Genomic DNA, 20,186 nt, shown 5'->3' on the forward strand with positions numbered 1-20,186 from the left:
GTTGCGGGCGGGAGAGTGTAAACGTCTCGGGTCGCGGGCCCGCCCCGACCGCGATCCGGGCGCCGTTCCCACCCCTGTCGCCGTTCTCGACCCCGGTGGCGTTCGCACTCCGAACATCGGCGTCGACGGACCGCCCTCGGCGCGCGACGCCGCCGCTACGAGTCGCGTCCGACGAAGGTCTTGTACTTCAGGTCGTCGTCGCGCAGTTCCTCTAAGATCCGCTCGACGAGCACCTCCTTCGGTCGGTGGAGCCCCGAGACGCGCTCTTCGACGTCCTCGAAGCTCTCGAAGGGGCCGCGTTTGCGCTGATCCAGGATGTTGTTCCGGAGTTTCTTCCCGATTCCGGGGAGGAGGTTCAGCTGGTGCAGCCGGAGGGTGATCGGCTGCGCGTCGTTGTAGAAGTCGACGAACCGCTGTTCGTTCGCCTCGACGATCTCCTCGATGGCGTACTCGAGTTCGGCGTTCGCGGTGTTCGAGAGGTCGTCGTAGGTCACCTGCTTGAATCCCGAGACGGCGTCGCGCGCCTCCGTCGGACCGATCACGACGCGGTCGCCGATCGAGACGTCGGCGTCGTCCGCGAGCGTCACCTCGAAGAGGCGGAAGTCGCGCTCGCCGAGCGCGTACGCGAGCGGGGACTTCCGGTGACGGGGCCGGTCGTCGTCCGCGCGTCCGTGCGGGAGGTGATCCAGGACGACCGCATAGCGCACGTCCTCGGGGTCGGATTCGCGTTCGCCCGCCGTCTCGTCGGCGTCGTCGCCCGCCGAGTCGGTCGGGCCGTCGGCGTCTCCGCTCTCGGTCGTGGTCATGTGGTGTCGTACGGCGAGGGTCTATTTAAATAGTTGGCCGACGCGTCGCCCCGTCGGTCGGTGCGACAGCCGCCGCCCTAGACGTACTTCGCGACGACGTTCAGCACGTCGTCGAGTTCGTCGCCGCTGAGGGCGTATCGCTCCTGGGCGTAGACCGCACGGAGTTCGTCCCGGCTCTGCGGGAGGAGGTCCGCGATCTTGATCGCCGTCGTCGCGTCGACCTTCTCCAGTTCGAGAAGTTCCTCGACGAGATCACGCGACTCCTCGGGGTCGAGATGGGCGAACCGGTTCACGTGTTCGATGGCGCGAGCCAGCTCGTAGCGGAGCTCCCGCTCCTCGTCTGCGGCGCGGTCGGCCTCGACGTCCTCCAGGAGGGTCTTGACCTCCGAGACGGTCAAGTACTCCTCGTCTACCTTCTCTTTGAAGATGGTCATCGGCGTCGATGTTACTCCTGAGCGCGCAGGTGAGCGGGACGAGCGATGAGCGTCTTCTCTTTCCCGCCGTCGACGATCCGGACCTTGAACGCGCGGCCCTGTTTGCCGACGACCTCACCGGTGTGCCCGTTGAATCGGGGGTGGAACCGACCGCCGCGAACGCTCGGGTCGATCTTCAGGTGGACCTTCTGTCCCTCGTCGTACTCCGCGATCGCGCGCTGCGGCGGCGACGTCCCGCGCTCGCGCGGCTTGTTCGAGAGCTTTCCTCGCGTCCCGTGAAGTGGACCATTGGAACTCGGCATAGTCGTTGGAGGCAGTACTTCCGACGCGGTTATAAAACGCACGTTCCCGTCCCGTCAGCGGTCGCGGGGCCACGGCGGGAGCGAGGCGCCAGCCCGTCTCGACAAAATCTAAACCACCGGGTGTCGTACGACCGGGTATGGCACAGCAACACGCTTCCGGCGGGCAGCTCCCAGAGGAGATCGACCGCGCCACCGACGGCGGCGGAACGGTGGATCACGACTCGAGCTCTCGCCTCGAAACGTTCGGGCTCGGCGTCTCGGTGAGCATCCTCCTCGGTGCGGTCGTCGGCGTCGCGGCCGCGACCGCCCTCGACGCCGGCGGGCTGCCGCTCTTGATCGCACTCGGCGTCGGCTTCATCCTCTCGCCGCTGGTCGGGCTCCTGTTCCTCCGCCGGGGCGAGTGACCGTCGTCGCGCACGGGTGAAGCGTGTGCGCGTCCGGTCGCAACAGCCGTCCGGAGAAGACACGGGACGAACACGCGACGAACGGAGCGGACACTACCGAATCGGTGCGGTCGACCGGCCGGCGGTCGGCCGATCTAGTACTGGTTACTCTCGTAAGTGAGAGTGAGCGGTGTGAAAAAAACGCTCGCGACGGCCTCAGATGCGGCCGACGTTCTCGACGGAGACGCTCTCGACGCCGTCGACGCCGTGGAACGCCTCTTCGACCGCTTCGGTGCCGCCCGCGTCGTCGGGGACGACCACGGTCGGCAGCAGCGCGACCAGCCCGAACGCGACGTCGTCACGCTCGAAGCCGTTGATCTTCGCGCCCTCGGGGAGCGACTGTTCGAGTCGCTCCTGGAGGTCGTCGAGGTCGATTTCGGGGCTGTTCGGCATGACCTTGATCTTGGCAGCTACCTTTCCCATCGTTCAGGGTCCCATGAACCCGCAGTCGGGGCACTCATAGAGGTTGCTCTGCTTTCGGCACTTCGCACACCGCGAGATCTCGTGGCCACAGTCCGGACAGTTGAACGTCGCCGCGCTCATGCCGGAGATGTTGATGCCACAGGACACGCACTGTCGGGCGTGTCGCTGTTCGGACTGGCTCATACACTACTTGACCCGGCGGCGACTTTTAACGGTTGTCTTTCCCGCCGCGTCGACGGACCGCCGGTCGCGGGGGCGTCGTACCGCCGCCCGCACCGAGGCCTCACCCCAGCGCGATCGGCCCGAAGAGCACCCCCATCAGGTGGACGCGCCGCGCGCCGACGCGCGGCGGCAGCAGTCCGACGAGCGACGCGAGACAGAAGACGGCTCCGCCCAGCGCGCCCGCGAAGCCGACCGAGAGCGCGAACAGGAGCCCCAACACGACGGCGAGGAGCGGCCGGCGCGGGAGGCGACGGACGAGTCCGAGGTACCGCTCGCCGACCGACAGCAGGATCGCGACCCCCAGACCCGCGGCGAGGACGATCACCAGGAGCATCCCCGGGAGGTCGATCGGGGCGGTCGCGGTACCGTCGCTCCCCGATCCCACGAGCGACGAGAGCGCGACGGTCACGCCGCTCCGCGGCGCGCCGAGCACCGCGAGCGAGGCGACCGCGAACACCGCCGTCGCGGTGTCGGCGCCGCTGGTCGCGACGACGTACGCGCGGTCGGAGCCGCGACCCGCGGGCCCGCTCCCGCCCGCGCCGCCGAGCGCGAGCACCGCCGCGACCCCCGCGGAGACGCCCGGCAGGTAGCCGACGAGCGCCCCGCCGCCGACGCCGGCCAGCGCGGCCCGGAGCGTCCCGACCCGCGACAGGCCGAGCGTCGTCCCCTCCTGCGGCGGGATCCGTCCGCGGGCGTCGAGCGCGTCCAGTAGGATGGGCGCGCCGAACAGGCCGCCGAAGATCGGCGCGAGCATCGAGGCCGCGCCCTCGGGAGTCAGTATTCCGGTCGCCGGCAGGTCGAGCGTCAGGAGTCCGAGCGCGGTCGCGACCGCGAGACAGCACACGCCGCCGAGGCGCGCCCGTCGGGTCGGTTCGGCGAGGACCAAAAGCGCGGCGACGAGCGCCAGGAGGACTGGCAGCGCTGCGAGCAGCGGCTCACGCCCGGCGGCGACGACGCGCGACAGCGGGACCGCGACCGCGACGGCCCCGACGAGGGCGACGCCGCTGCCCACCGCCGAGAGCCGGATCGCCTCCCGGCCGCGACCCGCGAGCACGAGCCGGTGACCCGGAAGGGCCCCCGGCGCGGTCGCGGCGTCGGGCACGCCGAGGACGAGCCCCGGAACGATCGAGAGGAAGGTGTGCACCACGCCGGCCGCGAGGATCGCCGCGCCGACGGCCGCGGGCGGACCGTCGACGCTCGGCGCGACTCCGACGAGGACGAACGCGACGCTGTTGACGTGGAGCCCCGGGATCAGCCCCGTGAGCGTTCCGAGCCCCACGCCGAAGAGCGCGTACGCGAGTGTGATCGACGGCGACGCCATCGCGACGCAGTGGTCCCGCCCTCGTATTTGAACGTTCGCGGCGGGCGAGTCGAACGAGAGCGGCCTCGACCACAGCCCCGCCCTGTGCGACCTTCACCACAGCGCCGCCGCTGGCGACGAAGCGTCGAAAGAAATCGAATCGAAAGACGGGTCGGCGCGACGTCCGGACGGGACGCTCGGCGTGTTCGTCCTCGGAATTCAGCCGAAGAGGTTGCCGAGGCCCTCGCCGGAGGCCTCCTCGTCCTCGTCGTCGTCGCCGGCTTCCTCGGCCTCGTCGGCCTCGTCGGCCTCGTCGGCCTCTTCAGCCTCGTCGTCGGCCTCTTCGACGGCGCCGGCGTCGCCGCCCGCGGCGGGCGCGGGAGCGGCGGCGGCCGTCTCGACGGCCTCGTCGATGTCGACGTCCTCGAGCGCGGCGACGAGCGCCTTCACTCGGGACTCTTCGACGTCCACGTCGGCGGCCTCGAGGACCGCGGTGATGTTCTCTTCGTTGATCTCTGCGCCCGATTCGTTCAGGGTGAGAGCTGCGTAAACGTATTCCATTGTCGTGTTCCTCTGTAGTTATCCGAACATCGCGCCGAGGCCCTCGGCACCGTCGTCGTCATCGTCGTCGGTGTCGTCGGCGTCGGCTTCGTCTTCGGTGTCGTCTTCGTCGGCCGATTCATCTGCATCGTCCGCGTCGTCCGCCTCCTCGGCGGCCGGCGCGGGCGCTTCGACGCCCCGGAGTTCCTCCGGGAGCGCCTCCTCGTCGTCGATCTGGGCGGCGAGCGCGCGGACCTGCGCGTCGGCCTTCGCGACGAGGTCGGGCAGCACGTCGGGGTCCTCGATGGCGGCGAAGAGCCCGAGGGCCTTCGCGTCGCCGGCGGCCTTCGCGAGCAGCGTCGGCGCGGTCTGCGCCGTCGGGTAGCTCGCGTTGACCGAGAGGTTCCGGGCTGCCGCGGCGGCGGACTCGATGTCCGCGCGGTACTCGTCGACGTCGATCGCGAGTTCGTCGGGCTCGAAGCGGACGCCCTCGGAGAAGACGCCGCGCAGGTCGAGACCGACCTCCTTCGGCTCGATGCCGAGCTCGGAGAGGACGCCTTCGAGTTCCTCGGAGACGGGCTCGCCGGCGTCGAGGACCTTCGAGTCCTCGGTGACCTGGATCGAGCCGTCCATGATGCGGGCGGCGGCGCCCACCTGCTGGAGTTCGCCCACGAACGGGCCGGGGTCGACGCCCGTGTCACCCTCGGGGATGACGATGTCGTTGGGCGCGACTTCGCCGGCGCTGATGGGCGCGGGCGTCTTCGAGGCTTCGAGCTGCTTGTACAGCCCGAAGGGGTTGTCGTTGGTGCCGACGAGGGCGACCTGTCCCGAGACGTACTCGGTCAGGTCTTCGAGGCCGTCGTCGACCTCTTCGAGCGCGCGGACGGTGAGCGTGTTGCGGCTCATCCGCAGCTCCGCGCTCCCGTGGAGTTCCCGCCGCATGCTCTGCAGCTGGCGGCTCGGGATGCCGGCGACGTCGACGACGCCGATCGAGTCGTAGCCCTCGAGGAAGTCGACGAGTTCGGCGACCTCCTCTTTCTTCCACTCGGGGATCGTCTCCGTTCGTCGCGCGGCGGCGCTCTCGCTCATGCGGGTACCTCCACGGACGGGCCCATCGTCGTCTTCACGTACATCGAGTCGATGTTGAGCGGGCCCTTCTCCAGGCTCGCTTCGAGACGACGGACGATGACGTCGACGTTGTCCGCGATCTCGTCGGGGTCCATGTCCTGAGCACCCACGCGGGTGTGGAACGTCCGGCGATCGCGGGAGCGGAGTTGCACCGTGTTCTTCATCCTGTTCACTGTCTCGACGACGTCGTCGTCCGGCTGGAGCGGCGTCGGCATCTTACCGCGCGGACCGAGAACCGTCCCCAGGAAGCGGCCGATGTCCTGCATCATGCTGGCTTCGGCCACGAAGAAGTCGGTCTCGTCGGCGAGGTCTTTTGCCGCGTCGGTGTCGTCTCCGAGCTCTTCGAGGTCGTCGCCGTCCAGAACCTGGTCGGCGGCCTCCTCGGCTCGGAGCGCGGTCTCACCGCTCGCGAAGACGACGATCTGTGTCTCCTGCCCGGTTCCGGCCGGCAGGACGACAGACTCGTCGACACGTTTCGATGGATCGTTTAGGTCGAGATCGCGCAGGTTGACGGCGAGGTCGACCGTCTCGCGGAAGTTCCGCGGCGGCGCCTCGTCGAGTGCGCGAGCGACTGCGTCAACTATCGTATCTGCCATTATTCACCTCCGTAGTACGCAGGATTGCTCCTACGGGTCAGTGAAACAGGCGTCTGCCTGTCTCGTCGGATCGAACGGGGATGGCGGCCTTAAGTCCGTCGAAGCAGTCTCCCCGTACCGCCCGATTTCGGCCCCGAGACGCCCGATCCGTGGGAACTGTCGGCACGGTCCGGACCGCGGAAACCGATCCCCTTCGAGCGATCACGAACTATAGTAGCGTTTGCAAGTCTTTCCTCACTCGATCGCACGACGGTATGCGGTCGGATGAGTAATCAGTTGCAAACGCTACTATAACCGTCGACGATCGAGACCGGCGTCGCGACTCTCGGTCACGTTCGAACGCGTCGAGGTCCCGTCGAGAGCGACGGTCCCTCGAACGAGGAAGTGAGAAGTCTCGGTCGTTCCCGCGGTGTCCGGACTACTCCGCGAAGACGTCGTCGTACTCGCCGTCGTCCATCCGCTCTTTGAACTCGCGCGGGTCGTTGCCCTCGATCGTGACGCCGAGGGAGGTGCAGGTGCCGACGACCTCCTTCGCGGCGTTGAACGAGTCGTAGGAGAGCAGGTCCGAGGACTTCTGCTCTGCGATCTTCTTCACCTGCTCGACGGTCAGATCGGCGACGAAGTTCTTCTGGGGTTCGCCCGATCCGGTCTCGAAGCCGGCCTCGTCCTTGACGAGTTCGGCCGTCGGCGGGACGCCGACCGAGATCGAGAAGGAGCCGTCGTCGTCGTACTCGACGGTGACGGGGACTTCCATCCCGTCGAACGCGGCGGTCTCGTCGTTGATCTGCTGTACGACGTCCTGCACGTTCACGGGAGTCGGTCCGAGTTCCGGACCGAGCGGCGGACCGGGGTTCGCCTCCCCGCCGGGAACGAGTACTTCGATAGTTCCAGCCATACCTCACAACACCCTGCGGCGACTTTTAACGGTTTTCTTTCGGCCGAACGGCCGTGTGAGGGTGCGACACGGTGTTCGCTACGGGTCCGTGGGACCCGCTGCCCGCCCGACGAGAGACGTCTTCTCTCGACCGGCTCATACCGTCGGACGTACGTCCGCGGCGTATCACAGTTCCAGCCCGAACGGCGCGGCGTCGCCGGCGCGGGCCGCGACCGAGCCGAGCAGGTCCGCGACGGCGTCGAGGTCGGTCGTGTCGATCACCTCGACGGGAGTGTGCATGTAGCGGTTCGGCACCCCGAGGTTCAGCGCGGGGATGCCGCTGCGGGCGGTGTAGAACGCGTCGGCGTCGGTGCCGGTCCGCGTGCCGGTCGCCTGCAACTGCACGTCGATGTCGGCCGCCTCGGCCGAGTCGCGCGCGAGTTCGACGAGCGACGGGTGGTTCGCGCTGCCGCGTGAGACGACCGGGCCGCCGCCGAGTTCGACGGGGCCGGTGCGCTTGCCCGGGACGTCGGGGTTGTCGGTGGCGTGGGTCACGTCGACGGCGACGGCCGCGTCGGGATCGAGGCCGAACCCGACCATCTTCGCGCCCTGGACGCCGACCTCCTCCTGGACCGTACTCACCGCATACACCGTGGCGTCGACGTCCGCCTCGACGGCCGCGCGGAGCCCCTCGGCGGCCGACCAGATCCCCACGCGGTTGTCCATCCCCCGGGCGGCCAGTCGGGTCCCGTGCAGCGGCCGCACGCGGGTCTCGACGGTCACCGGGTCCCCGACCTCGACGAGATCCTCGGCCTCCTCGCCGTCCTCGACGCCGACGTCGACGAACTGCTCGTCGATGTCGTCGTAGGACTCGTCCTCGCGGTCGCGCAGGTGGATCGCCGTCTGCCCGACGACGCCCGCGACCGGGGTCTCGGCGTGCACGGTCACGTGCTGGCCCTTCGAGACCGTCCGGTCGGCGCCGCCGATCGGGCCGATCCGAAGGAAGCCCTCCTCGGTTATATCGCGGACGATGAATCCGATCTCGTCGGCGTGACCGGTGAAGGCGATCGAGACGTCCGTGCTCCCCTCGTGGACCGCGACGGCGTTGCCGTAGTCGTCCGTCCACACGTCGTCGGCGAAGTCGCGAACGTAGTCGAGCCACACCCGCTGGCCGACGGCCTCGAAGCCCGAGGGGCTGGGCGTCGTCAGGAGGTCCGTCAGAAACGCGCGTCTGTCGTCGTCCATACTCACGCTCTGACTGGGTGGTACCTGAAAGCACCGACTGACAGGCGCTAGACATTCCGGCGGCTCCGCCGAGCGGACGTCCGCAACCGTTATGATTCCTGTCGGCGTATCGAGAGGTGTTGTGACCGAGTTCACCTTCTTCGAGATCCACCTCCACGACGGCCTCAGTTTCAGCGCGACGAACACCGCCCCGGCGATCGGCGGGTCCGGCGAGGGCGCATCCGACGGCGGGACCGAACAGAGCGAAGCGGGCTCCGTCGCCGACGAGGGCGGTTCGACCGACGACGGCTCGCCTGCCGGCGGCCGTTCCGGACAGGTCCGGATCGGGGCGGTCGTCGCGCTCGTGCTCCTCGTCGCGCTCGCGGCCGCGGCGAAGTACCTCCGCGGCGGCGACGACGCAGAACTGACGGAGCTCGACGACTTCGCCGAGGAGTAACGCGAGGGGACCGACCCTCCGGAGCTCCCGGCCCCCGATTTCAGTCGGATAGCTTAAGCGCCGCCCACGGTATGCCTCCCGTATGACCGTCTCAAGCGCCCCCGGGAAGGTGTACCTCTTCGGGGAGCACGCGGTCGTCTACGGCGAGCCGGCGGTCCCCTGCGCCATCGAGCGCCGGGCCACCGTCGCCGTCGACGCCCGCGAGGACGACCACATCAGGGTCGAGGCCCGGGATCTGAGCCTCGACGGCTTCACCGTCGAGTACGCCGGCGACACCGACGACCGGCCCGACGTCGACGTCCCGTCTGGACTCGTCGACGCCGCGATGGGGTACATCGACGCCGCGGTCGAACAGGCCCGCGACGCCGCCGACGCGCCCGACGCCGGCTTCGACATCCGCGTCGAGAGCGAGATCCCCCTGGGAGCGGGGCTCGGCTCCTCGGCGGCCGTCGTCGTCGCCGGCATCGACGCCGCCACGCGGGAACTCGGCGTCGAACTGTCGTCCGAAGAACTTGCCGACCGAGCCTACCGCGCGGAGTACGACGTCCAGGACGGTCAGGCCTCGCGCGCGGACACGTTCTGCTCGGCGATGGGCGGCGCGGTGAGAGTCGAGGGCGACGACTGCCGCCGGATCGACGCGCCGAACCTCCCCTTCGTCGTCGGCTTCGACGGCGGCGCGGGCGACACGGGCGAACTCGTCGCCGGCGTCCGCTCGCTCCGCGAGGAGTACGGCTTCGCCGCCGACACCGTCGAGAGCATCGGCGACATCGTCAGGGAGGGGGAGTCGCTGCTCGCGGCGGCCGACCCCGCGTCCGATCCCGAGCCGGAACTCCTGGCCGACCTCGGCCGACTGATGGACTTCGATCACGGCCTGCTCGAAGCGCTCGGCGTCTCCTCGCGCACGCTCGACAACATGGTGTGGGCCGCCCGCGAGGCCGGCGCCCACGGCGCGAAACTCACCGGCGCGGGCGGCGGCGGCTGCATCGTCGCGCTCGACGAGACGCCCGAGACGCGGACGGCGCTGCGGTACACGGCGGAGTGCCGCGACGCCTTCCGCGCGGAACTGGATCGGGAGGGCGTCCGGGCGGAAAAGGCACCGAACGCGACGAGCGCCCCGAACGCGGAGGCGGAGTGACGTGACGGTCGTCCTCAAACTCGGCGGGAGCGTCGTCACCGACAAGGAGACGCCCGAGACCGTCGACGACGACGCGCTCGATCGGGCCGTCGAAACGATCGCCGACGCCGACGAGTCGTCGCTGGCGCTCGTGCACGGCGCGGGGAGCTTCGGGCACCACTACGCGGACAAACACGGCGTGACTCCGACGGAGGGGAGCCACGACGCCGAGGGCGTCTGGGCGATCCACGACTCGATGCGCCGGCTCAACGACGAGGTGGTCGGTCGGCTCCAGGCCGCCGGCGTGCCGGCGCTCCCGGTCCACCCGCTCTCTGTGGGCGCGCGGGACGCCGAGTCGACGCTCTCGTTCGCGCTCGACTCCACGGCGACGATGCTTTCGGAGGGCTTCGTCCCCGTCCTCCACGGCGACGTCATCGCGCAGGCGGGCGCCGGTGCGACGATCATCAGCGGCGACGAGATCGTCGCCCACCTCGCCCGCGGCCTCGACGCCGACCGCGTCGGCCTCTGTTCGACCGTCGACGGCGTCTACGACGCCGACGGCGACGTGATCCCCGAGATCACCGACTTCGCGGAGGTCGCCGACGCCCTCGGCGGCTCCGAGGCGACGGACGTGACCGGCGGGATGGCGGCGAAAGTACGGGCGCTCCTGGCGCTCGGCGCGCCGGCGCATATCTTCGGTCCCGACGCCCTGTCGGCGTTCCTGGCCGGCGAACCGGCCGGAACGCGCGTCAGCGGGTAGTCCCGCCAGCACTCGTCGCGGCCGTTGCCATCCGGAAGTCGACTTTCGGATCGAGGCAGGTTGGAGTGAGTCCCACTGACCCCGGCCTGCGATCGGGTCGCAGGAGGCTATTGAGGATACGTAGTCCCTGGGAGCGATTAATATAGGAAATATATCATTTTATCCGGCCAGTCGTCGTTATCCCAGGTGATGTCCCAGCCACCCGCCGAGACGCGCGTCGTCGTCCGCCGCCCGATGAACGACCACGACACGGTCACCGTGGAGGTGTGTGCGACGAACGAGACGCGACACCTCGTGGAGTACGCCTCTCCGGAACTCCGACGGACGCTCTCCGACCTCCCGGCCGGAGCGGCGGTCCCGCTCGGGATGTCGCGGGTCGGCGTGCGCTCGAACGTCTGGCGCGCCACGTCCGTATCCGGAGCCGACCGAGCGCCTGTTCGCGAGGCCGACGACGCCCGGGACGGTCCTCACCAGTCGCGAACACGCGTCACGGACCGAGGTACGCCGTCCGTTTCGGCGTCCAGATCCAGGTAGCCGGAAGACGCTCCGCGCCGATCCGTCGCGAGTTTCGACCCTCCGGACCGGCACTGTTCTGATGAGAGCGCGGGAACTGGAACCGAAGCTCGGATCTCAGAAGTTCGACTCCCCACCGCTGTCGCTCCGTCGTTTCTCGCTGGAAAGACAGGCTACAGCTCCCCCGCCCTGAGTTTCGAGAGGTACTCCGAGGGGGTGATCACCTCGATCCCGTCGGTGTCGGCGACGAGGTCCACCGTGGCCTCGAAGTCCGCTTTCGAGATCCGCCCCTCCGCGTTCAGCGCGTGGTACATAATCGGGACGACGAGTCCGTATCTGGCGGCCCGATCGATCGCCTGGCAGACCGACTCGAACCGGTCGCCGTCGGTGCGACCGAGCAACAGCGGCGAGGAGACGCGCGGACTGTACTGACCGCGCTCGACCTTGAACGCGAGCCTGTGATAGTCGGCGACGACCTCCAGCGCCGCGTCGTCTACGGCCCCGTAGGGGTAGATCATCGTCTCCGCTCCCCGATCGAACCCGTGGTCGTAGAGCCACGATTTGTACGCTGCGAGGGTGTCGTCGAGCCGATCGAGACCCATCTCCGGAAGCGCTCGGTCGAACTGCGGATGGCTGCAGAACTCCCACCCCGCCGCCGCCATCTCGTCCATCCGGTCGAGCGACAGGTAGCCCGAGTGGCCGAGGTGTCGCTTGATGACCCCGACGCACCCGGCGAACCCGCGCTCTCGCATCGCCGGATACGCCACGGTGTAGGCGGACTCGGGGGCGTCGTCGAAGGTGAAAAGCACGTATCCGGTGTCGGCGGTCGGCACCGACCGGAGGTCGTCGACGAACACCCGGGAGGCGCCGTCGCCGACCCACGTCATCACGTCCATCCCGGTGACTCTCGTGAGGTCCGGGTCGCCGCCGACGGAGTGGACGCCGAGGTCGAGTCGGTGCCAGTCGCTTCGGTGCGGGGCCTCGACGACCTGCGTGAATCGGAGGAAGTCACCGTCTGCGTCCCGAAGCGTGAGCGCCACCTGGTACCACGCGTCGCTCGGAGCCTCCCACTTGGCGGCGAGGGAGAACCCCCGATTCGAGAAGTCCCGCGGCGCGTCGAACTCGCGGCAGGCGATCGCCTCGGACTCGGTCCGATCGGTCGACAACCGGAGGGCCCGTTCGCCTCGGACCCGCTCCCCGGACTGGAGGCTCGCGTCGCCGCGGGAGGCCGACCACGAGCCGGCCGTCTCGAAGTCGGCGACCGGCGTTCCGACGTCGGCGCGGGCCGCTCTGAACTCGCCGTCCACCGTGAGCGACGACCTCGGGCGGGAGGTGGCGGTTCCGGTCGGCTCGACAGGTTCGGTCGCGCCGGTCGTAGAGCGCGGAGGCGCCGTGTCGGTCCGGCCGGTCGCGGTGCTCGACTCGTCGTCCCCGAGACAGCCGCCGGCGATCGAGGCGATTCCGACGCCGACGGTCGAGAGGAAGTGACGCCGGCGCATGTCACTTCCCCCAGCTGCGGTTTCCGCGCAGGAGATCCGCGACCACTCGGAGGTAGACGTAGGTCCCCATCGGGAGCTGGAACAGCCGGACGGGCACGGAGACGAGCGCGCCCAGGAGCGCTCGCTTCCGTTCGCGTGCCACGGCGACCGCGATCACCGCGTACGTCGATAGCTCGAACGCGAGCAGGCCGAAGAGCCACTCCAGGTCGACGATTTGTAACGCCAACAGTGCGACCGTCAACAGGAGCATCGACGGGTAGAGCCCGTCGACGAACTGCGCGAGCACGGCCCGTCCGTACGGGCGGCGACGGGGGTCGTCGCCGCCTCTGACGCGCGTCGAGAGGCGTCTGAAGTAGTACGCGCTCTGGAGGTACGCCGACCCCCACAGGTACGTCTGCCGCGGTAGCTCCCGGAGCGACGGTTCCGCCGTCCGCATCGAGACGCGATCGACCTGGACGTTCGTCAGGCCGCGGTGGGCGAACGCGAACCCGAGGAAGATGTCCTCGCTGTTCGTGAGGTTGTCCCCCAGCGACGCCTCGTAGCCGTCGAACACCTCGACCAGTCGTTCCCGGTCGTACAGGACGCCGCAGCCCGCCGGGAACAGCGCCGTCCCGAACAGTCGCATGTACGCCTCCTTGATGAACCCCTGTTCGACGCGGTAGAGGGTGTCGCGGTACCGCTCGACCGGCCATCGGCCGAGGTAGTACCGGAGCTTCGAGCCGGGCGTCTCCCACGACTCGATCTCCTCTTCGAGGGGCACACGGGCGGGGTCGTCCTCGCCGTACCGACCCCGAATCTCCGAGTCGAACACCGCCGCCTTGTCGGCTCGCGTCGACGGGCGCACGCGCCCGAACGCACACGCGACGTCGTCGTCGCGCTCGTGCTCTCCGAGCAGCGCTTCGAGATACGTCTCGCTCTCCAGGTACGTGTCAGCGTCGAGGACGAAGAGCCGCTCCTCGGTGGCCGCCCGCGCGACTTCCTTGATGCTCGCGGTCTTCCCCCGCGGCGTCTCGTGGGTGCGGAGTTCGACGTCGAACGGGACCCCCGATCGGATCCCCTCGACGACGTCGCCCGTCGAGTCGGTCGACCCGTCGTCGACGACGACCAGTCGGTCCGGCGGCACCGTCTGCGTCGCCAGCGAGACGATCGCGTACGGGATCGTTCGCTCCTCGTTCAACGCCGGGATGACGGCCACCACGTCCGGCTGTGCCCCCGTACTCACCGCGGCCGGGAGCGCCCCGTAGCGGAGCTTCGCGTAGCCACACAGCATCGTCGACAGCCCGAGGATCGGCATCGGCGCGCCCATCGCCCGTCACTCCACCTTCGACCCGACTGGAGCGCGGGCCGTCGTTCCCGACTCGACTGGTCCCTCTGGCTGCTCGTCGAGGAAGGATCGGAGGCCGTCGTCGAGATCGATCTCCGGTTCGTACCCGAGCTTCTCGGTCGCTTTCGAGACGTCGGCGACGCGGCGCTCCACCGTGTAGGGCCGGGGGTGGTCCACGTGGACCACCTCGCCGTCGCCGACGACGTCGACGACCTTCCGCGCCAGCGCGCCGACGGACGTCTCGGTGCCGGTCCCGACGTTGAACGTCTCGTTTCGCCCCGCCGGACCGAGCGCTCGAACCGTACACCGGACCGCGTCGCGAACGTGCGTGAAGTCCCGCGTCTGGTCGCCGGCGCCGTGCACCGTCACCGGGTCGCCGTCGAGCGCGTTCGAGAGGAAGATCGGCACGACGTATCCGTACTCCGAGCCGTCCTGACGGGGGCCGTACACGTTGAAGTACCGCAGGACCGTGTACTCGAGGCCGTAGCGCTCCGCGAAGGCCTTCGTGAACCGCTCGTCGACCAGTTTCGCGACCGCGTAGTTCGTCTTCGGGGCGGTCTCGTCGCTCTCGGCGTAGGGCGGGACGGGGGCGTCGCCGTAGACCTCCGACGTGGAGGCGACGGCCACCCGTTCGACGCCGGCGTCCCTCGCCGCCTGCAGGACGGTCTGCGTCCCCTCGATGTTCACCGACAGCACCTCCAGGGGGTTCTCCAGCGTCCGCTGGACGCCCATCATCGCCGCCAGGTGCACGACGACGTCCTGCCCCTCGGCGGCGTCGCGAACGCGGTCGTACGCTCGCACGTCGGCCTCGACGACTCGTTCCGGGTCGATCCGCGCGAGGTTCTCGCGGGCACCGGTCGAGAAGTCGTCGAGGACCGTCACGGCGTTGGCGCCCTGGAGCCGCTCCGCCAACCGACTGCCGATGAAGCCCGCCCCGCCCGTGATCAACACGTTCCGGTTCCGAAGCCCGGCGTCTACGGTGTCGGTCATCTACATCCCCCTGACGATGAAGCCCCGCTCGCGGGCGGCCCCGCGGTCGATCGACTGCGTGGCGTCGACGAGGACCGGGTTCTCGCTCATCGCTCTCGACACCCGATCGAGATCGAGCCGCCGAACCAGTTCGTGGTCGGTGAACACGACGAGGGCGTCGAACCCCTCGGGGTCCAGCTCCGCTTGGATCGGGACGTCGAACGTCTCTGCCGCCGCGGCCGGCGACGCGTGCGGGTCGTACCCGACCACGTCGCCCTGCCGCTCGGACAGTTCCGCGATCGCGCGTCTCCTCGTCGGAACCCGGAGGTCGTCCGCCCCCGACTTGTAGGTGAGGCCGACGGCGAGTACGTCGTTCGACGACCCCCGGGCGGGAACGGTCGGTCGGCCGTCGACCCCGCCGTCGGCGACCACCTGTGGACGCTGCGCGAGGGCGTCGCACGTCAGCTCGACGACGTGGTCGGCGGCCCGGTCGTTCACCCGGCGCGCGGTCTTCATCAGTTCCGGCGAGTAGTCCGCTTCCTCGAACCGGTGGATCAGGTAGTGCGGGTCGACCGGAATGCAGTGGCCGTCGACCAGTCCGGGCCGGTAGCTGTGGAAGTTCCACTTCGTGGCCGCCGCCCGGAGGACCTCGTCGGCGTCGAGGGCCTCGACGCGCTCGCAGGCCATCGCGAACTCGTTCACCAGGGCGATGTTGACGTCGCGCTGGACGTTCTCGAGGCACTTGGCCGCCTCGCACGCCTCGATCGTCGCGACCGGGTGCACCGGTGCGTCGAGAACCGTCTCGAACAGTCGCCGTATCCGCGCTCGGCTCGCGGCGTCCTGCGCCGCCACACATCGCTCGATCTCCTCGATGTCCCGGGTTTCGGCGCCCGGACTCGACCGCTCGGGCGCGTAACCGACCGAGAACTCCTCGCCGGCCGTCCAGCCGGACGCCTCCTCGATCGCGGGCACGAGTTCCCGGCGGGTGCCGCCCGGATAGATCGTCGACTGCAGGACGACCGTGGTGTCCTCCGAGAGGTGAGCGCCGATCGTTCGACCGGCCTCCCGCACGGCGGACGTGTCGGGTTCTCCGCTCTCTGTGATCGGCGTCGGGACCGACACGAAGACGGTCCCACACGCCGACAGCCGCTCCGGCTCCGAGGTGTGCGTGAGCCGGGCGGCTTCCGCACCGGTCGCTTCGGCGAGCGAGTGATCGCCGCTCCGAAGCGCGTCGACCTTCTCCTCGTCGACGTCGTAGCCAACCACGGAGAACCCGCTCTCGGCGAACGATACCGCTAACGGGTAGCCAGCGTACCCGAGTCCGACGACGCCTATCTGGGTCATCTCGCGTCGAGAGACGCCGGATTTTCACATTGTTATTCTCAGTAAACCGCGAGTCGGGGGCGCGGTTAGCAGGCTCCTACGGATTCCGGCCCGATTCGTATCACCTCAGTAACTATACGGAGTCTCGGAGCGGGCGGATTCGAGGCGTCCGCTCGCGGCGGGGTCGAGTCCCCGCAGCGTTCGCCGTCCATCCGGCCGATACGGTATGCGTCTCGCTGCGGATTCCGTCGCGGCCCCCGGCGGCTACGTTCCGGGAACGCCGAGCGCCGAGACCGACCCCAGACCGATCAGTTCCAGCGCGGCGAGGGCGACGACCGCGGCGGCCCAGGCCGCCGCGCCGGTGACCGCCGCCTTCGCCCAGCCGCCGGGGTAGCGCCACTTGATGACGCCGATCCAGCCGACGAGTCCGAACAGCGCCCCGAACAGCGGGATCCACGAGAGGAGCGCCCACGCGACGGCGCCCAGGAGCGCCGTGAGGACGGCGTGTTCGAAGGTCAGCCCGCCGGGCTCGCCGCGGAAGACGACGTGTCTGGCCGCGACGTGGATCGCGCCGCCGCCGACGAGCAGGCCGACGGCGAAGACGACGACGCCGTCGAGCGGATCGAACCGACCGAACTGGAGCAGGGTGTCGAGATACATCGGATTCACTGACCTCCGACGCCGACTCGGCGGCCGTCGACAATGAATGGGACCGTCCTTGAACGCCAGTTTCGCCGGATTCTCCGCAGTTTGCGTCGATTTGGGCCGGGGCGGGATGCGACCGGGAGGCTCGTCAAGCACGCGTCGCACCCGCAGGGCGGGACGGCGCTTCCATAGTCGGGGTGCGGACCGCCGGCGCGAAGAGCGGCCACGACGGGGCGGGGCCGACGCGCGGACGAGGGCCGAACCGCCCGCGCGAGGAAACCGATATGTAACCCGCAGCGCAACGGTACCCTATGAGCGAACCGGACGGGTCGGTCGAGACCCAGGACACCCGTGAGGTCATTATGGAGGCCACCTTTCGGGCGCTGCGAAAGCACGGGTACAGCGACCTCCGCGTCCGCGACATCGGGGCCGAGATGGATCTCTCTCGGCAGGTGATCCACTACCACTTCGACGGCAAGTACGACCTGCTGTCGTCGTTTCTCGAATACGTCATCGACCAATACGAGGGGAGCATCGCGGTCGACGAGGAGACGGGCCCCCGCGAGGAGCTCGAGATGCGCATCGACCGCTGCCTGTTCGGACCGGAGTTCGCGGAGTTCTCCCACTGGGAGCGCATGGAGGTGTATCACGAACTGTACGCCTCCGCCCAGCACGACGAGGCCCACCGCGAGCTGTTCACGGAGCACTACGACCGGCTCAAGGCGAGCATCGTCGACGTCATCGAGCGCGGGATCGAAGCGGGGGCGTTTCGAGACGTCGACGCCGACCTGATGGGACAGCACCTCACCGACACGATCCACGTCGCGCGGGAGCGGCGGCTGGCGCTCGGCCACGACGACGCGCCGGAAGAGGCCCGGCGCGCGATAGAGGAGTTCGTCCTCGACTCGCTGTACGACGGGTCGGACGAGGCCGGCGAGGCCGACGAAACGGCAGAATCGTAACCGCTCGACCGATCCGTTTCAGTCCGGGATCGTGTTTCGATCCCGGTTCGGTTCCAGTTCAGCGTCGTTTTCGATTCCAGTTCAGCGTCGTGTTTCAGTTACGGCTCGCCGTCGTTTCCCAGTTCCGCCACGGCGTCGCGTTCCGGCCCCGGTCGGCGTCGGCCCTTCCCTACAGTTCGGGGACGTCCGACGGCATATCGAAGTCGTGGTAGTACTCGCCCTTCTCCTTCGAGAGGACGTCGAGGACGGCGGCCGCGCCGTCGCCGGCGGCGATGACGGCCTGCCACTTCTCGGCGCGACCCATCGCGCCGGTCGCGTAGACGTCCTCGACCGACGTCTCCATATCGAGATTCACGTCGACGACGTCCTCGTCGGTGAAGTCGCAGCCGAGACCCTCCGCGAGGCTCCGGTCGCCGCCGGTCGCGAGGACGACGTACGACGCGGTGTACTCGTCGTCGGCCGTCGAGACGTCGAACCCGTCGTCGGTCTCCTCGACGTCCGTGACCGCCTCCTCGACGAGCGTCGCGCCGCGGTCGCGGGCCTGTCCGCGGGTGACAGTGAGGAACTCGTCGCCGCTGATGCTCCGCACGGCGGGGTAGTTGAACAGGTGCGCCTTGTGCATCCACGACTCGTCGGTGTCGAAGACGACGGTTTCGAGGTCGTTCTTGGCGGCGTACAGTGCGGCGCTCAGGCCGGCGGGTCCCCCGCCGACGACAGCTACGTCTACCATACCTCAGTGCAATCACCGCGCGTTAATACACTTTACCATCTGGTAAAACAGGTCGTTCCGCCCGAACTACAACACGAACGGACCGCGCTGGCGGATCGGCTCGCCGTGCGGTTGCCCCGCGACGGCGACGACTCGCCAGTCGTCGGCGTCGTCGCCGCGGGGGTCGTCCCCACCGTCGCCGCGTGAACCCCCGGCAGCGTCGCCGCGGGAATCGCCCCCACCGTCGCCGCGGAGTTCGACGGGTGCGTCGTCGGTTATCGCCAGCACGTCGCCCTCGCCGAGCGGTTCCGCCGAATCGAACCCCGCGCCGGCGCCCTCGGAGCCGACCGCGACCGTGCCCGAGCCGGAGACGCCGTAGAGGAACCCCGACCAGCCCTCGGGCCGGGTCCACGTCCAGTCGCCGTCGACGGTGACGTCCAGGTACTCCATCGAGGTCCGAAGCGCGATCGGCGATCCCTCGCCGACGACGGTCGTGACCGTCGCGCCGTCGACGCGCTCGGTCGGCAGTTCCGCGGCGCTCGCGTCCTCGTAGTCGGGATCGACGTCCTTGGCCGCCCGCGGGAGGTTCACCCAGAGCTGGAGGCCCGTACAGGCTGCCCCGCCCGCCGGGAACTCCGAGTGGCGGATCCCCGCTCCGGCGGTGATCCGCATCGCCTCGCCCGCCTCCGCGGTGTTCGCGACGCCCAGGGAGTCCTCGTGTTCCATCCCGCCGTCGATCATGTACGAGACGATCTCGAACCCGCGGTGGGGATGCATCGGGAACCCCTGATCGGGGTCGATGTAGAACCGCTCGAATAGGACGAAGGGGTCCAGGTTCGAGGGATAGGCGTCCGTCGGGAACGCGCGGTTCGAGTGCACGCCCGTGCCGTGTCGGACGCGCTGTCCGGTGCGTACTCGTCCCGCCGCGTTCGACTCGTTCGGGGACATACCGACCGTTGGCTTACCGTCCGGTAAAGGCTGTCGGCACGGACGTCGTATCGGAGGGACGGCGAACGTGACATCGGAGATCGTGCGGTCGAAAGCCGTGACGCCGGCAGTCTAGGGATCGACGTCGTGGACGTCGATAAGGGCCCGAACGCGGCCGATCTACGGGGCGGCGTCGATCGACGGTCGACGGGTCTCGCGGAGCCGACCGGGATTTATCCTCGGCTGGCCTTCCCTCTCGCGTGCAACTGCCGTCGCGGCTCCGGCTTTCCGGAACGCCGTTCGGCGAGCGGGAGTTCTCGCGGCTGTGGTTCTTCGCCACGGTGACGTACGGCGTCGGCGACGTTATGACCACCATCGCGCTGATCGGCTTCAGCGATCGGGTCCGAGAGGCGAACCCGCTGATCCGGGCCGCCGTGGAAACGCTCGGCAACGCGGGGCTGGTCGGACTCAAACTGGCGGTGTTTCTGACGTTCATCCTCGTGAGCGTCGACGCCGCCCAGCGCGAGGGCCGGATCTTCTATTACTTGCCGCCGGTCGTGCTGACGGTTCTGGGAACGTTCACCACGGTGTACAACCTGCGGTTGCTGCTGGGGTGAGACGCTCGTCGACGCGCGACTGCTCGGCGCCCCCGTCGGAGACCGCGAGCGACCGCATCGACCGTCGGTCCCTCG

At 69.1% G+C, this 20,186-nt stretch carries 25 protein-coding genes; 7 read left to right on the forward strand and 18 right to left on the reverse strand.

Translation table 11 applies throughout. The features are described 5' to 3' along the window. Positions 1-155: 155 nt before the first annotated feature. From DV707_RS05485 to DV707_RS05495, 3 genes are all read right to left on the reverse strand, one after another. Positions 156-806, reverse strand: coding sequence for a DUF655 domain-containing protein (locus DV707_RS05485; RefSeq protein ID WP_103990229.1), 651 nt, complete (start codon positions 804-806; stop codon positions 156-158). 77 nt (positions 807-883) lie between these two features. Beyond that, complete coding sequence (locus tag DV707_RS05490) at positions 884-1,240, reverse strand: RNA polymerase Rpb4 family protein (protein WP_103990228.1); 357 nt, start codon at positions 1,238-1,240, stop codon at positions 884-886. An 11-nt stretch (positions 1,241-1,251) separates the two neighbouring features. Next, a complete protein-coding gene (locus tag DV707_RS05495; RefSeq protein WP_103990227.1) occupies positions 1,252-1,542 on the reverse strand; it encodes a 50S ribosomal protein L21e in 291 nt (96 codons plus the stop codon). A 137-nt stretch (positions 1,543-1,679) separates the two neighbouring features. On the opposite strand from DV707_RS05495, the gene DV707_RS05500 reads away from it, so the two are divergent. Beyond that, entirely contained in the window at positions 1,680-1,946 is a 267-nt protein-coding gene (locus DV707_RS05500; RefSeq protein WP_103990226.1) for a hypothetical protein, read from the forward strand. 195 nt (positions 1,947-2,141) lie between these two features. Here the strand turns inward: DV707_RS05500 and DV707_RS05505 are convergent, their stop codons facing one another. The 8 genes from DV707_RS05505 to DV707_RS05540 form a co-directional block, all read right to left on the reverse strand. Next, a complete protein-coding gene (locus DV707_RS05505) occupies positions 2,142-2,408 on the reverse strand; it encodes an elongation factor 1-beta (protein WP_103990225.1) in 267 nt (88 codons plus the stop codon). Positions 2,409-2,411: 3 nt separating this feature from the next. Then, positions 2,412-2,591: an HVO_2753 family zinc finger protein gene (locus DV707_RS05510; RefSeq protein WP_081927459.1), complete on the reverse strand. Its 180-nt coding sequence runs from the start codon at positions 2,589-2,591 to the stop codon at positions 2,412-2,414. A gap of 100 nt (positions 2,592-2,691) precedes the next feature. Next, positions 2,692-3,951, reverse strand: a complete 1,260-nt coding sequence (locus DV707_RS05515) for a tripartite tricarboxylate transporter permease (protein WP_103990224.1) — start codon at positions 3,949-3,951, stop codon at positions 2,692-2,694. Positions 3,952-4,149: 198 nt separating this feature from the next. Continuing rightward, the gene (rpl12p, locus tag DV707_RS05520; protein ID WP_103990223.1) at positions 4,150-4,491 is read right to left on the reverse strand and encodes a 50S ribosomal protein P1; all 342 of its coding nucleotides are present in this window, start codon (positions 4,489-4,491) and stop codon (positions 4,150-4,152) included. 18 nt (positions 4,492-4,509) lie between these two features. After that, positions 4,510-5,559, reverse strand: a complete 1,050-nt coding sequence (locus DV707_RS05525; RefSeq protein WP_103990222.1) for a 50S ribosomal protein L10 — start codon at positions 5,557-5,559, stop codon at positions 4,510-4,512. Beyond that, positions 5,556-6,194, reverse strand: a complete 639-nt coding sequence (locus DV707_RS05530; RefSeq protein ID WP_103990221.1) for a 50S ribosomal protein L1 — start codon at positions 6,192-6,194, stop codon at positions 5,556-5,558. The genes DV707_RS05525 and DV707_RS05530 overlap by 4 nt, the downstream gene beginning before the upstream one ends. A gap of 418 nt (positions 6,195-6,612) precedes the next feature. Beyond that, positions 6,613-7,089 (reverse strand): 50S ribosomal protein L11, encoded by a 477-nt coding sequence (locus DV707_RS05535; RefSeq protein ID WP_103990220.1) that lies wholly within the window; start codon positions 7,087-7,089, stop codon positions 6,613-6,615. A 165-nt stretch (positions 7,090-7,254) separates the two neighbouring features. Then, positions 7,255-8,313, reverse strand: a complete 1,059-nt coding sequence (locus tag DV707_RS05540; RefSeq protein ID WP_103990219.1) for a zinc-binding metallopeptidase family protein — start codon at positions 8,311-8,313, stop codon at positions 7,255-7,257. Between the two features lie 121 nt (positions 8,314-8,434). Between DV707_RS05540 and DV707_RS05545 the strand changes: the two genes are divergently transcribed. The 4 genes from DV707_RS05545 (at position 8,435) to DV707_RS05560 (ending at position 11,157) form a co-directional block, all read left to right on the forward strand. Further along, positions 8,435-8,749: a hypothetical protein gene (locus DV707_RS05545; RefSeq protein ID WP_103990218.1), complete on the forward strand. Its 315-nt coding sequence runs from the start codon at positions 8,435-8,437 to the stop codon at positions 8,747-8,749. Between the two features lie 82 nt (positions 8,750-8,831). Next, positions 8,832-9,884 carry a mevalonate kinase gene (gene mvk, locus DV707_RS05550; protein WP_103990217.1) on the forward strand — a complete coding sequence of 351 codons (1,053 nt, stop codon included), beginning with the start codon at positions 8,832-8,834 and terminating at the stop codon, positions 9,882-9,884. Between the two features lies 1 nt (position 9,885). Continuing rightward, on the forward strand, positions 9,886-10,623 hold the full coding sequence (locus DV707_RS05555; RefSeq protein ID WP_103990216.1) for an isopentenyl phosphate kinase: 738 nt from the start codon (positions 9,886-9,888) through the stop codon (positions 10,621-10,623). Positions 10,624-10,812: 189 nt separating this feature from the next. Next, on the forward strand, positions 10,813-11,157 hold the full coding sequence (locus DV707_RS05560; protein ID WP_394337390.1) for a hypothetical protein: 345 nt from the start codon (positions 10,813-10,815) through the stop codon (positions 11,155-11,157). 152 nt (positions 11,158-11,309) lie between these two features. Here the strand turns inward: DV707_RS05560 and DV707_RS05565 are convergent, their stop codons facing one another. The 5 genes from DV707_RS05565 to DV707_RS05585 all read right to left on the reverse strand — a co-directional run bounded on the left by DV707_RS05565 (position 11,310) and on the right by DV707_RS05585 (position 16,911). After that, entirely contained in the window at positions 11,310-12,635 is a 1,326-nt protein-coding gene (locus DV707_RS05565) for a polysaccharide deacetylase family protein (RefSeq protein WP_103990215.1), read from the reverse strand. Position 12,636: 1 nt separating this feature from the next. Further along, entirely contained in the window at positions 12,637-13,941 is a 1,305-nt protein-coding gene (locus DV707_RS05570) for a glycosyltransferase family A protein (RefSeq protein WP_103990214.1), read from the reverse strand. 6 nt (positions 13,942-13,947) lie between these two features. Beyond that, positions 13,948-14,949 carry an NAD-dependent epimerase/dehydratase family protein gene (locus DV707_RS05575; protein WP_103990213.1) on the reverse strand — a complete coding sequence of 334 codons (1,002 nt, stop codon included), beginning with the start codon at positions 14,947-14,949 and terminating at the stop codon, positions 13,948-13,950. Continuing rightward, positions 14,950-16,272: a nucleotide sugar dehydrogenase gene (locus DV707_RS05580; RefSeq protein WP_103990212.1), complete on the reverse strand. Its 1,323-nt coding sequence runs from the start codon at positions 16,270-16,272 to the stop codon at positions 14,950-14,952. 243 nt (positions 16,273-16,515) lie between these two features. Next, the gene (locus DV707_RS05585; RefSeq protein ID WP_103990211.1) at positions 16,516-16,911 is read right to left on the reverse strand and encodes a hypothetical protein; all 396 of its coding nucleotides are present in this window, start codon (positions 16,909-16,911) and stop codon (positions 16,516-16,518) included. A gap of 296 nt (positions 16,912-17,207) precedes the next feature. Between DV707_RS05585 and DV707_RS05590 the strand changes: the two genes are divergently transcribed. Beyond that, positions 17,208-17,858: a TetR/AcrR family transcriptional regulator gene (locus DV707_RS05590; protein WP_103990210.1), complete on the forward strand. Its 651-nt coding sequence runs from the start codon at positions 17,208-17,210 to the stop codon at positions 17,856-17,858. A gap of 169 nt (positions 17,859-18,027) precedes the next feature. On the opposite strand, the gene DV707_RS05595 is transcribed toward DV707_RS05590, so the two are convergent. Beyond that, on the reverse strand, positions 18,028-18,588 hold the full coding sequence (locus DV707_RS05595; RefSeq protein WP_103990209.1) for an NAD(P)/FAD-dependent oxidoreductase: 561 nt from the start codon (positions 18,586-18,588) through the stop codon (positions 18,028-18,030). A gap of 66 nt (positions 18,589-18,654) precedes the next feature. After that, complete coding sequence (locus DV707_RS05600) at positions 18,655-19,515, reverse strand: pirin family protein (protein WP_103990208.1); 861 nt, start codon at positions 19,513-19,515, stop codon at positions 18,655-18,657. A gap of 239 nt (positions 19,516-19,754) precedes the next feature. Here DV707_RS05600 and DV707_RS05605 point away from each other — a divergent pair, with 239 nt between their 5' ends. Next, a complete protein-coding gene (locus tag DV707_RS05605) occupies positions 19,755-20,111 on the forward strand; it encodes a hypothetical protein (RefSeq protein WP_103990207.1) in 357 nt (118 codons plus the stop codon). The last annotated feature ends 75 nt before the right edge of the window (positions 20,112-20,186 follow it).

Origin of the sequence: Halobellus limi (assembly GCF_004799685.1) — an archaeon.
Classification (GTDB): domain Archaea; phylum Halobacteriota; class Halobacteria; order Halobacteriales; family Haloferacaceae; genus Haloquadratum; species Haloquadratum limi.